Source organism: Falseniella ignava CCUG 37419 (assembly GCF_000301055.1).
Classification (GTDB): Bacteria; Bacillota; Bacilli; order Lactobacillales; family Aerococcaceae; genus Falseniella; species Falseniella ignava.
This window is the reverse complement of sequence record NZ_JH932300.1, coordinates 171,643-188,026: the sequence shown is the minus strand read 5'-3', so window position 1 is coordinate 188,026 and position 16,384 is coordinate 171,643. Positions and strand designations below refer to the sequence as shown.

Below are 16,384 nucleotides of genomic sequence, written 5' to 3'. Positions count from 1 at the left end.
GTTTGACTTGCTCCATAAGAATTACCGACTTCACCAGCGGTGGCAACTCCACCTGGCGTGTCGCAACCTCTTATTTCATCGCTCCCCCATTCCGAAGAATAGAGGGTGCGTAATTTAGGGCGCAACGATCCCCTAATAATAAGCACAAAGATTATTATACCTAAGACAAACCCTCTTTGCAACACCTTTTTCGATCTTTTTTAAGTTTTTATTAACCATTTTTCTTTCTTTGAATTAAAAAAGCAACTTGCTGAAAAACAAGTTGCTAATCTTTGGTTTTATTTTACTTTAAATCTTTTAGACGTGCATTTTTAACATCTTCAATTGTCTGGGTTCCAGCTAGCTGCATTACACGTTTAAGGTCTGTTTCAAAGTATTCAAAAACAGACTTCACGCCTTTCCATCCACCTAAGGCAAGCGAGAATAGCACCGGGCGTCCAATTGCTACGATATCTGCTCCACTTGCGAGCGCCTTGAAGATATGTTCTCCACGACGAATACCTGAGTCAAATACGATGGGTACCCGACCTGCCACCGCAACAGCAATTTCTTCCAACACTTCAAATGAACCTGGCGCACCATCTAATTGGCGACCACCATGATTTGATACCCAAATTCCATCTGCTCCAGCGCCCATAGCAGCTAACGCATCCTCAGGTGTTTGCACCCCTTTAATAAAAACAGGTAACTCTGAGTGCTCCTTGATAAAACGAATATCATCTAAATTAATTTTTTGTTTTGATTGACCGTAAATATTGTTAAGTGACATATTTGCGCCCGTTCCCGTTAAGTAGCGAGATACAATTGGCATTCCAAATGGATAGACAAACTCGTTACGATCGTCGCGGTGTCGGTTACCCGATACTGTGGCATCCGCTGTTAAAATAATCGCTGAGGCTCCGTCCGCTTTTGCTTCATCAAGAATGTTTTTATTTAGCTCATCGTCTTTTGACATATAGATTTGGAACCAGCGTGGTGTATCGCCTAATCCTTCTGAGATTTCCTCAAATGACGCTCCAGAGTAAGCAGAAATTGACATGAGGGAACCACCAAACTCGCGAATTCCTCTAGCTGTTCCTGCTTCTTTACTTTCATGTGCCAACCCGTGAGCAGCAATTGGCGCCATAATAAATGGCACTTTCAACTCATGCTCGAAAATTTTTGTGCTTGTGTCCGGAAATTCAACATCCGCTGCCATTCGAGGGAGGATCCCTTTAAAATTAAAGCATTCAACGTTACGTCTTAATGTAAATTCATCTCCTGAACCACCAGCCATATAGTTAAAGCCACCATGCGGAACGATTTCTTGAGCAAAGTCTTCCAGTTCAATAGTATTAATAATCCGTAATTCTTTTACTTCTTTCGGTGCGTTATAATTTAATTCTGTCATTTTTTTCTCCTTCATTTTCTTTGTTTATTTGATTAGCCATTGCAAAATCGGCTCAACAAGCGGGGCAAGTAAGACAACGACAATCCCAGTCATAATAATCGAAATGCTCGACATCGCTCCTTGTACATCCCCCAATTGGATTGCTTTCGCTGTTCCCATCGCATGGGCTGACGTGCCTAATGCTACGCCTTGTGCCACAGGATCGGTTATTTTAAAAATTCCAAAAACAGTTTCGCTAAGCATTGCGCCAATGACACCTGTAAAGACGACTACAGCCACCGTTAACGATACAATGCCTCCCAATGATTCACTCACTCCAATTGCAATCGCGGTTGTAATTGATTTAGGATAGAGCGTCGCTACCATCGCATAGTCGAATTTGAATAAGATTGCGAGTATCACAATTAATGTCGTATGAATAATAACTCCCATTACAATCGAACTCACAATCACTTTAAAGTAACGTCTTAAATATTCAAAGTTCTCTTCAAGTTTTATGGCTAAAGAAACCGTAGCAGGCGCGATCATAAACGATATAAAATGCCCTCCCTGAGCATAGTCTTGATAAGGGATTTGATTCAACTTCAAAATAAGAATAATTACAGCAATCGTCAATAATAACGGATTAAATAACGATTTTATAATAACGTGGTTGAATTTCCCTTGAATCATTGTCAGCAAACGAAATACGCCGAGGGTTAACACTAACCAAATAAAGGGATTAGATAACAGGGCTTCTTTCATTCGTTCACCTCCTCTAATTGATCATGTTGTCGTATAAATTTTTGGACGAATTTACCGATACAAATTAATAGCACGATGACCGTAATTAAAACAACCAATAATAGTTGCCACCAAATGGATTGCAGTGTATCAAAATGCGTCATCAGTCCTACACCAGCTGGCACGAAAAATATCGCCATATTATCCGTCAACCAAGTTCCGACCATTTTTATGCTCGATTTTTTGATCCATCCAAAGTGGAGCGCAGCAAAAAGAATCAACATTCCCATTACCGGACCTGGCACTGCGATGTACGGCGATAATAAAACCGCTATAACTTCACCTATCAACGAAAATAGTAAAATGAAAAATAATTGCTCGATAATTTTCACCTTTTCCCTCCTTTCACGATACATAAGCTTATTATACCAGTATCTGAAGCGTTTGCAATATATATACCTTTTAAAAATGACCAGAAATATCACTTTTAGAAACATCTGTGAAGTAACAAAAAATCCCCCGGCTTTGAAAGGAAAATCAATGCCAGAGGATGATGTTCATCGCTGAAGTTTGTATTTATTATTATCAAATAATTTTAGTGTTTTAAGTAATCGCGCATTCTATCTGCCACGAACTCAACATCCGTACCGACAATAACATGTAAGTTTTGATCATCGAGCACGTGCGTTCCCGGAACACCTGTTGCTTTAATGCGATCCATATCCACTTTATCCATATCATTCACTCGTAAGCGCAGACGTGTTGCACAATTTGTTAGTGAAATAATATTTTCAGCTCCTCCTAATGCTTCAAAGATCGCAGTGGCACGTTCATCATATGCTGAGCTATCTGTTGTTTTTAAAACTGTTTCATTCATTTCGGTAGCTTCAACATTTCGACCTGGTGTATTAAGATCTAATTTTTTGATCATCAAAGTGAAGATCACATAATAAATTACAGCAAAGACAAGCCCTTGGACAATTAGCATCCATGGATGATTTGCCATCGGAACTCCAAGTGAAAGAATAAAGTCAATGGCTCCAGCTGAGAATGCAAACCCTGCAGTCCATTGCATCGTTGCAGCGATAAATAATGATACGCCTGTTAATAATGCATGGACAAAGTATAATTGTGGTGCCACAAACATAAAGGTAAATTCAATTGGCTCAGTTACCCCTGTTACAAATGCCGTAACAGCTCCCGCTAATAATAACGACGCAGTGACTTTCTTAGCTTTACTATCTGCTTGTTGATACATTGCTAAACAAGCTGCAGGCAAACCAAACATAAAGATCGGGAAGAAACCACCTTGATACATTCCAGTAATTCCTTTGACTCCTTCATTCGCCCAGAATTTTCCGATATCGTTAATATTTACTAAGTCAAACCAGAATACGTTGTTTAAAGCGTGGTGTAATCCTGTTGGAATTAATAAGCGGTTGAAGAAGCCGTATAAACCAGCTCCAAATGCACCCATCCCAGCAATCCACGTACCGAATGATAATAAAATTCCATAAACGACTGGCCAAATAAAGATTAATAATAGCGATACTAAGAGCATAACTAGTCCAGTGATAATCGGAACAAAGCGGCGCCCTCCAAAGAAAGCAAAAGCTTTTGGAACTTGAATTCGATGGAATCGATTATAGAGTTCACCCGCTACAGCCCCTGAGAGCATTCCCATAAAGACGTTTTTAAAGTTAATCGCATTAAATGCAACGTTTACCTCTTCCAAAGGAATTCGGGTTAAGTTTGCTACGGATGCAGGTTGTAGCAACGTATTCACAGAAAGCATCGCGATCAATCCTGCTAGAGCTGCAGAACCATCGTTATCTTCAGCCATCCCAACTGCTACCCCGATTGCAAAAACTAACCCAATGTTATCTAAGATTGAGCCCCCAGCTCCAACTAAGAAAGCAGCAATCGCACTATCGCCACCCCAACCAGCAGGGTCAATCGCATAACCAATCCCTAGCAAGAGTGCAGCTAGTGGTAGTGTCGCGACAGGTAGCATCAACGATTTACCTAATTTCTGCATATATGTTTTCATATTTTTTCTCCTTTTATAAAAACGTTTACATATAACTTTTTTTATAAAGCGCCCCAAGAAACCGAGGCGCTTATAGATCTCTTAATTAGATTAAGATAAAATTTCTGTAACTGTACCCGCACCAACAGTACGCCCACCTTCACGGATAGAGAAGCGTGTTCCTTCTTCGATCGCGATTGGGTGAATCAATTCAACAGTCATGCTTACGTTATCGCCAGGCATAACCATTTCAACACCATCTGGTAAGTCAACAACACCCGTTACGTCCGTTGTACGGAAGTAGAATTGTGGGCGGTAGTTTGTGAAGAATGGCGTATGACGTCCACCTTCTTCTTTTGATAATACGTATACTTCAGCTTTGAACTTAGTATGAGGCGTGATTGTTCCTGGAGCTGCAAGAACTTGTCCACGTTCGATATCATCACGAGTTACACCACGTAATAATGCACCGATGTTATCTCCAGCTTCTGCGTAGTCTAACATCTTACGGAACATTTCAACACCAGTAACAGTTGTTTTGTTTGTATCTTTGATACCAACGATTTCAACTTCGTCACCAACGCGAACTTGTCCACGCTCAACACGACCAGTTGCAACTGTACCACGACCAGTGATTGAGAATACGTCCTCAACTGGCATCATGAATGGTTTGTCGATTTCACGTTCTGGTTCTGGAATATAAGCGTCAACTTCTTCCATTAAGTCTAAGATTTTTTGTTCGTAAGCTTCGTCGCCTTCTAAAGCTTTAAGCGCTGAACCTACAACGATTGGAATATCATCACCTGGGTAGTCGTACTCAGATAATAAGTCGCGAACTTCCATCTCAACTAATTCGATTAACTCTTCATCGTCAACCATATCAGCTTTGTTTAAGAATACTACGAAGTATGGAACACCCACTTGACGAGAAAGTAGGATATGCTCACGAGTTTGTGGCATTGGACCATCAGCTGCAGATACAACTAAGATCGCACCGTCCATTTGAGCAGCACCAGTAATCATGTTTTTAACGTAGTCCGCGTGTCCTGGCGCGTCAATATGCGCATAGTGGCGGTTTGCTGTTTCATACTCGATATGAGATGTGTTAATTGTAATTCCACGCTCTTTTTCTTCAGGAGCGTTATCGATTGCTGCGTAGTCTTTTGCTTCACCAAAACCGTGTTTTGCTAAAACTGTTGCAATCGCAGCAGATAAAGTTGTTTTACCGTGGTCAACGTGGCCTAAAGTACCAATGTTAACATGGGGTTTCGTACGTTCAAATTTTTCTTTTGACATTGATTAATCCTCCTAATGTTGAATGTATTATAGATTACTAATGTTAACCTATCGAAATGATTATAACGTGAAACGCTAGTAAATTCAATCAATTACTAGCATTCCAACGTATTTTTATTGCAAAGTTATCTCGGATTACTTACCGTGAGCTGCAATAATTTCTTCTTGAATTGATTTTGGAACTGGTTCGTAGTGGTCGAATTGCATTGTAAAAGTACCGCGACCTTGTGTTGCAGAACGTAATGTTGTTGCATAACCGAACATTTCAGATAAAGGAATAAATCCTTTAACGATTTGTGCGTTTCCACGAGCGGTTGTTCCTTCAATGCGTCCACGACGAGCACTTACGTGTCCCATTACATCTCCTAAGTAATCTTCAGGAACTGTAATATCAACCATCATCATCGGTTCTAAAATAACTGGGTCTGCTTTCTTCGCAGCTTCTCTTAAAGCAAGTGAAGCAGCAACCTTGAAGGCAGTCTCAGAAGAGTCGACGTCGTGGTATGATCCGTCAAATAGACGTGCTTTAACGTCAATTAATGGATAACCAGCAAGGACACCATTTTCCATTGCGTCTTTAAGACCTGCATCGACAGCCGGGATATATTCACGTGGAACTACCCCACCCACGATTGCGTCTTCGAACTCATATCCTTTACCTTCTTCGTTAGGTGTAAACTCAATCCATACGTGACCGTATTGACCTTTACCACCTGATTGACGAACGAATTTACCTTCCGCTTCAACACCTTTACGGAATGTTTCACGGTAAGATACTTGTGGTGCACCTACCGTTGCGTTAACCTTGAATTCACGTTTCAAACGGTCAACAATAACGTCTAAGTGTAACTCACCCATACCAGCAATAATAGTTTGACCTGTCTCATGATCTGTTGATGCACGGAATGTTGGGTCTTCTTCAGCTAATTTCGCTAAAGCTGTTGACATCTTATCTTGGTCAGCTTTTGAGTCAGGTTCAATTGCAACGTTAATAACAGGCTCAGGGAACGTCATTGACTCTAAAATAACAGGGGTATCTTCAGCACATAAAGTGTCTCCAGTTCCTGTATCTTTCAGACCTACTGCAGCAGCGATATCTCCAGAGAATACTTCTGAGATTTCTTCACGAGAGTTCGCGTGCATTTGCAGGATACGTCCGATACGTTCACGTTTACCTTTCGTTGCGTTGAGTACATATGATCCGGATTCAAGCGTTCCAGAATAAGCACGGAAGAATGTTAAGCGACCAACGAATGGGTCTGTCATCACCTTGAACGCTAATGCCGCAAAAGCTTCACTATCATCCGCGTGATGTTCGATTTCTTCACCTGTGTCTGGGTTTGTACCAACGATTGGCGGTACTTCAAGTGGAGATGGTAAGTAGTCAATAACACCATCCAATAGAAGTTGGACCCCTTTGTTTTTGAAAGCAGAACCTACGAAAACAGGGAAGAACTCTACAGATAGAGTTGCTTTACGAATTGCTGCTTTAATCGCGTCAACTGAAATTTCTTCACCTTCAAGGTAAGCTACCATGATATCTTCATCATAATCTGCAATTGCTTCGATTAAGTTAGCGCGCCATTCTTCAGCTAAGTCAACCATATCTTCAGGAATTTCAATCTCATCAACTTGCGTTCCTAAATCGTCCGCATAGTTGTAAGCTTTCATTTCAACTAAGTCAATAATTCCTGTAAAGTTATCTTCTGCTCCGATTGGTAATTGAACCGGATGAGAATTCGCTTGTAGACGCTCACGAATTGTCTCGTTAGCGTTTAAGAAGTTAGCACCTAACTTGTCCATCTTGTTAACGAAAACCACACGTGGTACGTGGTAAGTTGTTGCTTGTCGCCAAACTGTTTCAGTTTGTGGCTCAACGCCCGATTGAGCATCCAGTACTGTTACCGCACCGTCAAGAACACGTAGTGAACGTTCTACTTCAACTGTAAAGTCCACGTGCCCTGGGGTATCGATAATATTTACACGATGACCTTTCCATTGCGCAGTCGTTGCAGCTGATGTAATGGTAATACCACGTTCTTGCTCTTGCTCCATCCAGTCCATTTGTGCTCCACCGTCATGGGTTTCACCAATCTTATGGATACGGCCTGTATAATAGAGGATACGCTCTGTAGTCGTCGTCTTACCCGCATCGATATGCGCCATGATACCGATATTACGAGTTTTGTCTAGAGAGAAAGCTCTCTTCGCCATACAATATTACCCCTCTTTCATAATAAAATTTTATATAAACTAGAAAACGGCTTGGTAAATTATTACCAACGGAAGTGTGCGAACGCTTTGTTCGCTTCTGCCATTTTGTGCATATCTTCACGTTTCTTAACTGATGCACCTGTGTTATTTGCTGCATCCATAATTTCACGCGCTAAACGTGTTTCCATGGTTTTTTCACCACGTAAACGTGAATATTGGATTAACCAACGAATCGCTAAAGTATAACGACGTTCTGGACGAACCTCCACTGGCACTTGGTAGTTTGACCCCCCAACACGACGAGCCTTAACTTCAAGTAATGGCATGATATTTTCAATCGCTTGTTCGAAGACTTCTAATGGCTCTTGGCCTGTTTCTTCACGAATGATATCAAATGCCGAATATAAGATTTTAGAAGCTTTCCCACGTTTACCATCAACCATAATACGGTTAATTGTACGTGTTACAAGTTTAGAATTGTAAATTGGATCTGCGATCACTTCACGCTTTGGAACATTTCCCTTACGAGGCATTCATACTCCTCCTTTCAAATTTTAGTAAGTATAGTTAAAAAAGTCTTATTTCTATCCCTTAGGACGTTTTGTACCGTATTTAGAACGGCTTTGTTTACGATCATTAACACCTGATGTATCTAACGCACCACGAACGATATGGTAACGTACCCCTGGCAAGTCTTTTACACGTCCTCCACGGATTAGTACCACACTGTGCTCTTGTAAGTTGTGGCCTTCACCTGGAATGTACGCTGTTACTTCCATTAGATTAGATAAACGAACACGAGCATACTTACGTAAAGCTGAGTTCGGTTTCTTAGGTGTCATTGTTCCCACACGAGTACATACTCCACGTTTTTGCGGAGACATTGTTTTAGTTTGAGAACGTTTGAAGCTGTTGTAACCTACGTTAAGTGCTGGTGAATGAGATTTTGTCATTTTAGACTTACGAGGCTTGTTAATCAATTGATTAATTGTAGGCATTAAAGTTCCTCCTTCCACTTAAGAATCTTAGTCCACACATCCAAGTGTGTCATGTTTATGAAAAATAATAATCCAACGAAAAACGTTGGTAATATAGGGTTTAATGCAGTCAGCACGACTGATATACAGGAATCTGTCATTAAAACACCTCTGCTATCTTAACATGATTGATGTTAACCGTCAACCCATCGAATGCATTTTTCACTTTAAAAAAACTGTAAAATATAAGAAATCCCCTCCGTGTAATTAACAGAGGGGAATAGTGTATCACTTACTTATATGACTCTACCGTCTTAGCCATTTTCTAACGGTTGGGTTGTAGCTCCAATATACAGCTCTCCTTCGAATTCACTCATCTTCGGATAGACTTCATTATTGATAATATGGAACAAATCAACTACCGATTGATAAGCGATTTTCGCAGAGGGTTGGATAATTGTCGTGATCGGCTTCAGTAGGAATTCATTGATTTCTAACCCATCAAACCCTGCCACCGAATAATCTTCAGGAACACGGTAGCCGTGATCATCAATCGCTTTAATTGCACCAATCGCCACAAAGTCTGAAATGGCAAAAATTGCAGTACAATCAATTTGTTCTTTAATAATTTTACAAGCTGATTGGTAACCATGATGTAGCGAATAAGGATTTAAATCCGTTGTTGGATATATTACTAAGCGTTCATCATAGTCTATGCCATGTTCTTTCAAGGCACTTCGATACCCTTCAAGTCGCAATCGACCAATACTTTCGTCATCCGAACGGGCTGCAATGAAGGCTATCTTCCGGTGACCCAGATTAATCAAATATTCAATCATCTTTTTACTTTCAGCATAGTCATCCACACCGACACACGTTGAATGATCAACCTCTAAATCTCGATTAATGGTTGTTGTCATTGAAAATGGCACGCCTAATCGATGGAGTTTTCGAGAATCTTCAATATGGTAACCCCCAAGGAAGATAATCCCTTCCGGCTTCACATTTTCAACCACGCGTTGAGCCACCTCTAATTCACATCGATTTTCTTCTACTTTATGTAGCGAGAAAGTGTAATGGGTCTTAGTAATTTCTTCCTCAAGCACATTTAACATCGGGGTAAAAAATGGGTTGGTTACCCCTTTAACAATGACCGCAATCGTTTTGTTTTTATGCACTTTTAAGTTCCGAGCATTTTGACTTGGAATATATCCTGTCTCTTCAATGGTAGCTAAAATCTTTTCTCGGGTAGCCTGAGAAATTTCATCGGTATTATTGATTGCTCGCGAGACGGTACTTGGACTTACACCGCACATTGTTGCAATATCTTTAATCGTTGTCCTTTTCATACTAACCTTTAACTGCTCCTGCCGTAACAGATTTTACAATATGTTTCTGCATTGATAGGTAGAAGACAATAACTGGAAGCATACTTAAAACGAGCATAGCCATCATTGCTCCTAAGTCTTTGTTTCCGTTTGTTCCTACTAACATTTGAATAACGACCGGCACGGTCTTATATTGCGTTGAAACACCAATCACTAGATAAGGCAAGAGATAGTCGTTCCAAATCCACATCGCATTCAATATCGCTACGGTAATGGCCGTCGGCTTTAAGATTGGCAAAATAATATAGAAGAAATGCATAAGTGGTGAGCACCCATCAATCATTGAAGCTTCTTCAATTTCAATTGGAATAGATTTGATAAAGCCACTGAACATAAAAACAGATAGCCCTGAACCAAAACCGAGATATAATACCACCATCCCAATCGGATTATTTAAATGTAAGAAGTCCGCAATTTTAATCGTAGGGAACATGACCATTTGGAACGGTACAATCATTGAGAATACAAATAAGTAATAGATTAATTTTGTCCACCAAGTTTTCACGCGCGTTAGGTAGTAAGCAGTCATCGCAGATAGTAAGACTACCACTGCTACGGATAAAATCGTAATTAAGAAAGACCAGCCTGCCGCTTGCAAGAAACCTGTTCTCGCTAAGCCCGAAGTGTAGTTTTCTAACCCTGCAAAAGCCTCCCCAGTTGGAATACTGAATGGCGAGTCGCTAATATAGAATTTTCCTTTAAAAGAGTTCACTACGATAAAAAGAATTGGAAATAGGAAAATTGCCAGTAACACTAGCATAATTAAAAATAAAATCGTATCAATTGTTTTCTCTTTCATCTAATGTTCCACCTCTTTTTCTCTAGTAATCTTAATTTGTAGATAGGCAATAAATGCTACGATAATAAAGAACACCACCGCTTTGGCTTGTCCGACTCCCTCGAAACCATTCCGTGAGAACATTGTATCGACAATATTCATCGCCAACATTTCTGTCTTGTACATTGGCGCCCCAGCAGTTAACGCTAAGTTTTGGTCGTATAACTTAAAACTGTTGGTGAGCGTTAAGAACGTACAAATCGTAATCGATGGCATAACCATTGGAATGGTAATATGACGTAAAATTTGCCAACGTGTTGCACCATCGATTTTGGCAGCTTCGATTAATGAATGTGGCACATTCTGCAATCCTGCAATATAGATTACCATCATATAACCTATCAACTGCCAGTTCATTAAAATAACCAAGCCCCAAAATCCAAATTTTGGATCTGCTAATAATGTTTTACCATAGCTTAAAAGAACTGCGTTAATCATCACTTGCCATGTATAACCTAATACAATACCACCAATTAAGTTTGGCATAAAAAATACCGTTCTAAACAAGTTTGTTGCGCGTATTTTCCGCGTCAAAATTAAAGCCAAACAAAACGCAAAAATATTAATTGTAATTACAGACACAATGGTAAAAAGCACCGTAAAGATAAAAGCTTTTCCAAACCTTTGCCCTTTTGAGAAAGCGACGATATAGTTTTGTAATCCCACGAATTCCATATTAAAAATGGTAGTGAATTTAGCAAATGATAGTCCTATTCCTAAGAAGAATGGGAGAATAAAGACAATACAAAACACTAAAAAGGTGGGTAAAACAAAGAGTGGAAAATGTTTTTTTAGTATTTTTTCCATAGAAATCTCCTTCTAGACATATGAGATAGATAAGAGGTCTAAATGTATTTACGGCAAAAGCAACCCGATACATCAGACCTCTTATATCTTACTTCAATGTCAAGTTTATCTATTAGTTTCCAGTCATTGCTTTTTCATCAGCCCAGCTAGTGATGAATGCTTCTTTGACATCTTCCCACTCCATTGAACCTGAAGCATATTGACCTAAAGCTTGGCCGAAGAAGTCTTTGAACGCTTGACTTGGGAATGACGTGAAGTTCCAATCAATGTTATATAAATCAGTATTAGACATATAGCGGCTTACTTCTAAAGCAAGTGGATCTTTTGGTGCATCTTCATCCGTGAAAGTATCGAACGGTGCGATAAATCCTAATTCTTCAGTAACATAGTGTTTACCTTTGTCACTTGTGAATAACCATGCTAAGAAATCTTCTGTCGCTTTTTGATCTGCTTCACTCGCTTGAGAGTTAATTGAGAAGAAGTTTTCGGTACCGACAGAGATACTTTGTTTTTCTTCACCTTCAACACCGGTATAAATAGGTAAGAATTTAATGTTTTCTTCTAAAACTTTGTTTCCAGATACTTCAGCAATTTGGCTCCAAGCCCAGTTTCCGTTTTGAACGAATGCTGCTTTTTCAAGGGCAAATTCTGCCATTGAATCTGTAACTGATTTACCTGTTAAAACTTCTGGACCAACCGTTGAATTGTTAATGTATAAATCAAAGATGTTTTTGAAGTTCTCAGCGTAAGTAAATTCGACTTCATCTAAGTCTTTTACATCTTTATCACGGTATTCATAGAAGATTGGTAAGTTTGCTAAGTGTGTTTGCCATCTCCAGTCTTCGCCTGGTGCTAATGACGTTGAAGCGAATGCTCCTTCAATTCCTAATTCATCTTTTCTTGCTTGCATATCTTCAGCAACTTCTTTTAATTTATCAAAGTTATTAATTTCATCGATGCTCGCAATTTTTGCACCATCTAATGCAATATATTTTTGAAGAATCGCATCGTTATAGATAATTCCATAACCTTCAACAACATATGGAATACCATAAACGCCTTCACCTTCTGTGACTGCTAACTCTTTGTTAACAAGGTGTGCGTAAATTTCAGTATCTTTTAAGTCTTTCGTGTAATCTTTCCAGTTTAAGTAACCAATCGGTCCATTAATTTGGAATAACGTTGGCGCATCTGCTTTTGTAATTTCTGCTTTCAGTGTTGACTCATAGTTCCCACTTGCTGCCGTTACAACTTTTACAGGAACACCTGTTTCAGCTGTATAATCCTCTGCGATTTTATTCCAAACATCTTCTACTTCCGGTTTAAAGTTTAAATAATAAACTGAACCTTCATCTTCAGCAGATACTGTACGTTCTACTTGACTGTGTCCAAGATTCCCTAACAAACCAGCTAAAGCCATTAATGAAACAGCTCCAGTAAGCAACATCTTTTTAAGTTTCATCCTTAAATCCTCCTTTTTTTGATTACCTCAAATGCAATCTTTCTCAGTGAAAAAACCTTTCAGTTTTACACCTTAATTTTTGAAAGCACTTTACGGTAACGTTTCCGTAAATAGAATATACCACTTTTTGTTTTCGTTTACAAGCGCTTTTATTGCTTTTCTTATTGAACTTTTTAATGCTATCCAATGCATAAGGTGAAACGTGATGACTCTCTTGCTTACATTCTATTTTCATAATTTAATTTTCTATGCCTACACCTCAACTTTCTATAAAATTAAAAACTGTCTCCAATCTAAGACGTATCGCATTAGATCGAAGACAGTTTTATTTATCAAATATTTTATCCGTGTTGCATTACTTATTGATTACGCATGGTTGGGAAAATCCCCTTTACTTTAGATAATTGTCTAAATCTCTATAAAAGTCTATTTTATGGTACTTCTCCATTTACGACAATTTGCTAACTCTCTATAAGTGCCTATAGATTTCTAGCAAATTGTCGTAAATTTGTCGTAAGCTGTCGTAAATTCTAAAATATAAATTTCATTGCTTTTTCAAATTCTCCCATCTGTTCTATCTTAAAGTCCTCTGTAGCATCTACATATATATCCATTGTTGTACTAATATCAGAATGACCTAGAATAGACTGCATTGCTTTTGTATTTATATTTTGTTCATTAAGCCTTGTAGTAAAGGTGTGTCTGAAAATGTGATTGCTTAAATGTGGAACTAATAGAATATCATTAGAGTTCGATTTATTTTTATCCATTATACTTAAATTGCAATCTCTAACAATTCTTCTTAAAGCTTTATTAAGTGTTCCATTATTGTGAACCTTTCCGAATCTATTTAAAAATACAAAGTCTTTAAATCCATCGATTGAATCACAACATTCGATTCCAAAAGTTTTTTGTAACTCTCTTTCCATAAGAAAAGCATCTTTTACTTTTTGAACCATAGGAATACTTCGCTTACCTGATTCTGTCTTCGGTGTATTAATAGCATATCTATTGTTTAATCCTTTACCTTTACTATAATATACCAAAGTCCTATTTACATTTATAAGACCATTATCAAAATCTAGATCGTCCCATTGCAATCCTGTGACTTCTCCAACTCTCATGCCTGTCCAAAGCATAACAATGAATATTGGATACCATTTTTTATATTCATCACTATTAGATAAATATTCTTCAAATAGCACCTGTTCTTCTATTGTCATGGCTTTTTTCTTCGGAGATTCATTTCGATAAGCTACTTTCAGTTCCTTTAAAGCATTGTCAGACGGATTAAACCTTATATATTCGTCATCCACTGCTAATTCTAAAACCTGATGTAAGACAGTATGAACACAATCTATGGTAGAAACCATCAATCCCTGATCTTCCTTTAATCTGTTATAAAAACTTCTAACATCAGATCTTTTAATATCAGATAGTTTAATGCGACCAAAAGTCGGTTCTACAAATTGTTGATACATATAGATGTAATTTTTAAAGGTATTATCCTTTAAACCTCTTTTTACCTTTGTCCATAGCTTAAAAGTATCATTTACAGACAAGCTACTTCCTTCGTTGTTGATTCCATCTATAGTATTGCGTAAAATATCTAATTCTTTTTCTCTTAATTCTTTTAGAGTTTTCGCATAGATAGATTTTCTACGACCTATTTTGTCTTGCCACTTAAATTCATAAGTGCCATTTGACCTTTGATATTCACCGTCTTTTAAAACAACCCCTTTACTATCTTTGCGTCTTTTTACCATAAAAATTCTCCTTTTTTGATAAAAGACACGCTATAATTATTATAGCGCATTAAGCGTGTTTTATATATAGTTTTAGATTAAATAGAGAACTGTCTATTTAAATATTCTTCCATTAACTTTTTCTTAATAAGACGCTTACTACCATTAAATAATACAAAATCGCAATCATCTTCATCCGTTAATTGTCTAACTTTATCTTGACCAATATTAAAATATTCAGATGCTTCTTTTAATGTTAGAAATGCTTTCTCAGAAACACGAACACCTTTTATATTTTCGTTAATCATAAATCCTCCAAATAATATATTTAAAATATTTATTTTAATATTTTTAAAGTTTTTTGACATTGACAAGTGCCTTGGATTAGCAACATAGGAATCTCACCTCCGCCTCTGTTCAGGATGAGCCGGCTTCAACCTTAGAAGTATCATTATCCTCATTTTCTTCGTAGCGAATAGGGTATCCCTCCCTATATTCAAACTCTTACTTATCGCTCCCTTTCTTCTTCCCTTGCTTTTAGCTTAGCAGTACTTGTTTTGCCGAATTTTTCAGCAGAAAGATCTTGACGGATAGGTTATTACGCTCCAAAAATGATTAATGTCTTGTCTTGGTCTATTCAATTGTTAAGGTTCAAATATTGTTTAAATTTCTTTTAAAATAGAAAGAGGACAAAACTCCCCTCACTTTATAAAGGAAAATTTGCCCTCTTTGGTAACCAGAAATTATATTTCTTCTATAAATTTCTTTAGTTTTTCTAAAATCTTATCTCGTCTTTTTATTAAAGCAGGATGTGATATATTTTGAGTCTTTGCTACTGCACGAAGTGTTTCATCATTGAAATATAATCTTTCAATTATTTCCCGCTCATCCCTATTTAACTTTGACAAAGCACTTTTTAGTGCTTCAATCATCATTTGTGTAGCTACAACTTTTTCTACATCAACGTTTTTATCCTCTAAATTATCTTCAAAATTCCCATCATGATTTAGGGACGAAAAAAAGAGCAAGTGGTTTTTCTTGTCCACCTGCTCTAAATATTTTTCATGTTCTCTTTCTTGCCAGTAGACTTTGTATATCTGCTCGCTTACTTTGATTTTTTGCCCACCGACATAAAGGTAATATTCTTTTGTCATTTATGTTTCCTCCATTCTTTTCTTTTTTGTCTTTATGTTTTCAGACAAAAAAAGGAGGACTCCTGCTCTTGGGCATGGTTAGTCCTCTAGAATGAAAAAAACTCTTTCTAATAGTAATTGTATTTAATTTTTTAACTGAGTTATCTAACTTGTAAATAGCGTAAACCAAAGAAAAAAGGTAAATGTACTTTAATTATATTTATTTGCATATTTCCCTCAGTCAAGTCCACAATCCTGTGTAAAATACTATACAATGTTTTACCGGTCACTCATTGATCAAACTTAATATATTTTCTTGTAGAACTGAGCCATTCATCATGAAGGTCCATAAGGACAGCTCCAATTAATCGATTGGCGGACG

General features: G+C 37.9%; 15 protein-coding genes. All 15 read right to left on the bottom strand.

Translation table 11 applies throughout. The annotated features are described in order from the left end of the window. Positions 1 to 283: 283 nt before the first annotated feature. Positions 284 to 1,390, bottom strand: coding sequence for an alpha-hydroxy-acid oxidizing protein (locus HMPREF9707_RS00930; protein WP_006700850.1), 1,107 nt, complete (start codon positions 1,388 to 1,390; stop codon positions 284 to 286). A gap of 24 nt (positions 1,391 to 1,414) precedes the next feature. Continuing rightward, on the bottom strand, positions 1,415 to 2,134 hold the full coding sequence (locus HMPREF9707_RS00925; protein ID WP_006700849.1) for an LrgB family protein: 720 nt from the start codon (positions 2,132 to 2,134) through the stop codon (positions 1,415 to 1,417). Beyond that, positions 2,131 to 2,505: a CidA/LrgA family protein gene (locus HMPREF9707_RS00920; RefSeq protein ID WP_006700848.1), complete on the bottom strand. Its 375-nt coding sequence runs from the start codon at positions 2,503 to 2,505 to the stop codon at positions 2,131 to 2,133. Before HMPREF9707_RS00920 ends, HMPREF9707_RS00925 begins: the two co-directional genes overlap by 4 nt. Positions 2,506 to 2,708: 203 nt before the next feature. After that, the gene (nagE, locus tag HMPREF9707_RS00915) at positions 2,709 to 4,163 is read right to left on the bottom strand and encodes an N-acetylglucosamine-specific PTS transporter subunit IIBC (RefSeq protein ID WP_006700847.1); all 1,455 of its coding nucleotides are present in this window, start codon (positions 4,161 to 4,163) and stop codon (positions 2,709 to 2,711) included. Positions 4,164 to 4,253: 90 nt separating this feature from the next. Then, positions 4,254 to 5,438 (bottom strand): elongation factor Tu, encoded by a 1,185-nt coding sequence (gene tuf, locus HMPREF9707_RS00910; RefSeq protein ID WP_006700846.1) that lies wholly within the window; start codon positions 5,436 to 5,438, stop codon positions 4,254 to 4,256. 135 nt (positions 5,439 to 5,573) lie between these two features. Continuing rightward, on the bottom strand, positions 5,574 to 7,652 hold the full coding sequence (fusA, locus tag HMPREF9707_RS00905) for an elongation factor G (protein ID WP_006700845.1): 2,079 nt from the start codon (positions 7,650 to 7,652) through the stop codon (positions 5,574 to 5,576). 62 nt (positions 7,653 to 7,714) lie between these two features. Then, positions 7,715 to 8,185 (bottom strand): 30S ribosomal protein S7, encoded by a 471-nt coding sequence (gene rpsG / locus HMPREF9707_RS00900; RefSeq protein WP_006700844.1) that lies wholly within the window; start codon positions 8,183 to 8,185, stop codon positions 7,715 to 7,717. 51 nt (positions 8,186 to 8,236) lie between these two features. Further along, entirely contained in the window at positions 8,237 to 8,650 is a 414-nt protein-coding gene (rpsL, locus tag HMPREF9707_RS00895) for a 30S ribosomal protein S12 (protein WP_006700843.1), read from the bottom strand. A 293-nt stretch (positions 8,651 to 8,943) separates the two neighbouring features. Beyond that, entirely contained in the window at positions 8,944 to 9,978 is a 1,035-nt protein-coding gene (locus tag HMPREF9707_RS00890; RefSeq protein ID WP_006700842.1) for a LacI family DNA-binding transcriptional regulator, read from the bottom strand. A 1-nt stretch (position 9,979) separates the two neighbouring features. Continuing rightward, complete coding sequence (locus HMPREF9707_RS00885) at positions 9,980 to 10,816, bottom strand: carbohydrate ABC transporter permease (protein WP_006700841.1); 837 nt, start codon at positions 10,814 to 10,816, stop codon at positions 9,980 to 9,982. Further along, entirely contained in the window at positions 10,817 to 11,662 is an 846-nt protein-coding gene (locus tag HMPREF9707_RS00880) for a carbohydrate ABC transporter permease (RefSeq protein WP_006700840.1), read from the bottom strand. It abuts the gene before it with no gap. Positions 11,663 to 11,774: 112 nt separating this feature from the next. Next, positions 11,775 to 13,124 carry an ABC transporter substrate-binding protein gene (locus tag HMPREF9707_RS00875; RefSeq protein WP_006700839.1) on the bottom strand — a complete coding sequence of 450 codons (1,350 nt, stop codon included), beginning with the start codon at positions 13,122 to 13,124 and terminating at the stop codon, positions 11,775 to 11,777. A 530-nt stretch (positions 13,125 to 13,654) separates the two neighbouring features. Beyond that, the gene (locus tag HMPREF9707_RS00870) at positions 13,655 to 14,890 is read right to left on the bottom strand and encodes a tyrosine-type recombinase/integrase (RefSeq protein ID WP_005956591.1); all 1,236 of its coding nucleotides are present in this window, start codon (positions 14,888 to 14,890) and stop codon (positions 13,655 to 13,657) included. A 77-nt stretch (positions 14,891 to 14,967) separates the two neighbouring features. After that, positions 14,968 to 15,177, bottom strand: coding sequence for an excisionase (locus HMPREF9707_RS00865; RefSeq protein WP_006700838.1), 210 nt, complete (start codon positions 15,175 to 15,177; stop codon positions 14,968 to 14,970). A gap of 435 nt (positions 15,178 to 15,612) precedes the next feature. After that, complete coding sequence (locus HMPREF9707_RS00860) at positions 15,613 to 16,023, bottom strand: RNA polymerase sigma factor (protein ID WP_006700837.1); 411 nt, start codon at positions 16,021 to 16,023, stop codon at positions 15,613 to 15,615. Positions 16,024 to 16,384: the final 361 nt, after the last annotated feature.

Bases quoted from the DNA above. Each gene is read 5' to 3' on its own strand.
- nagE (WP_006700847.1), bottom strand. From the start codon at position 4,163: ATGAAAACATATATGCAGAAATTAGGTAAATCGTTGATGCTACCTGTC.
- HMPREF9707_RS00930 (WP_006700850.1), bottom strand. From the start codon at position 1,390: ATGACAGAATTAAATTATAACGCACCGAAAGAAGTAAAAGAATTACGG.
- rpsL (WP_006700843.1), bottom strand. From the start codon at position 8,650: ATGCCTACAATTAATCAATTGATTAACAAGCCTCGTAAGTCTAAAATG.
- fusA (WP_006700845.1), bottom strand. From the start codon at position 7,652: ATGGCGAAGAGAGCTTTCTCTCTAGACAAAACTCGTAATATCGGTATC.
- HMPREF9707_RS00880 (WP_006700840.1), bottom strand. From the start codon at position 11,662: ATGGAAAAAATACTAAAAAAACATTTTCCACTCTTTGTTTTACCCACC.
- HMPREF9707_RS00860 (WP_006700837.1), bottom strand. From the start codon at position 16,023: ATGACAAAAGAATATTACCTTTATGTCGGTGGGCAAAAAATCAAAGTA.
- tuf (WP_006700846.1), bottom strand. From the start codon at position 5,438: ATGTCAAAAGAAAAATTTGAACGTACGAAACCCCATGTTAACATTGGT.
- HMPREF9707_RS00885 (WP_006700841.1), bottom strand. From the start codon at position 10,816: ATGAAAGAGAAAACAATTGATACGATTTTATTTTTAATTATGCTAGTG.
- HMPREF9707_RS00865 (WP_006700838.1), bottom strand. From the start codon at position 15,177: ATGATTAACGAAAATATAAAAGGTGTTCGTGTTTCTGAGAAAGCATTT.
- HMPREF9707_RS00875 (WP_006700839.1), bottom strand. From the start codon at position 13,124: ATGAAACTTAAAAAGATGTTGCTTACTGGAGCTGTTTCATTAATGGCT.
- HMPREF9707_RS00925 (WP_006700849.1), bottom strand. From the start codon at position 2,134: ATGAAAGAAGCCCTGTTATCTAATCCCTTTATTTGGTTAGTGTTAACC.
- rpsG (WP_006700844.1), bottom strand. From the start codon at position 8,185: ATGCCTCGTAAGGGAAATGTTCCAAAGCGTGAAGTGATCGCAGATCCA.
- HMPREF9707_RS00870 (WP_005956591.1), bottom strand. From the start codon at position 14,890: ATGGTAAAAAGACGCAAAGATAGTAAAGGGGTTGTTTTAAAAGACGGT.
- HMPREF9707_RS00890 (WP_006700842.1), bottom strand. From the start codon at position 9,978: ATGAAAAGGACAACGATTAAAGATATTGCAACAATGTGCGGTGTAAGT.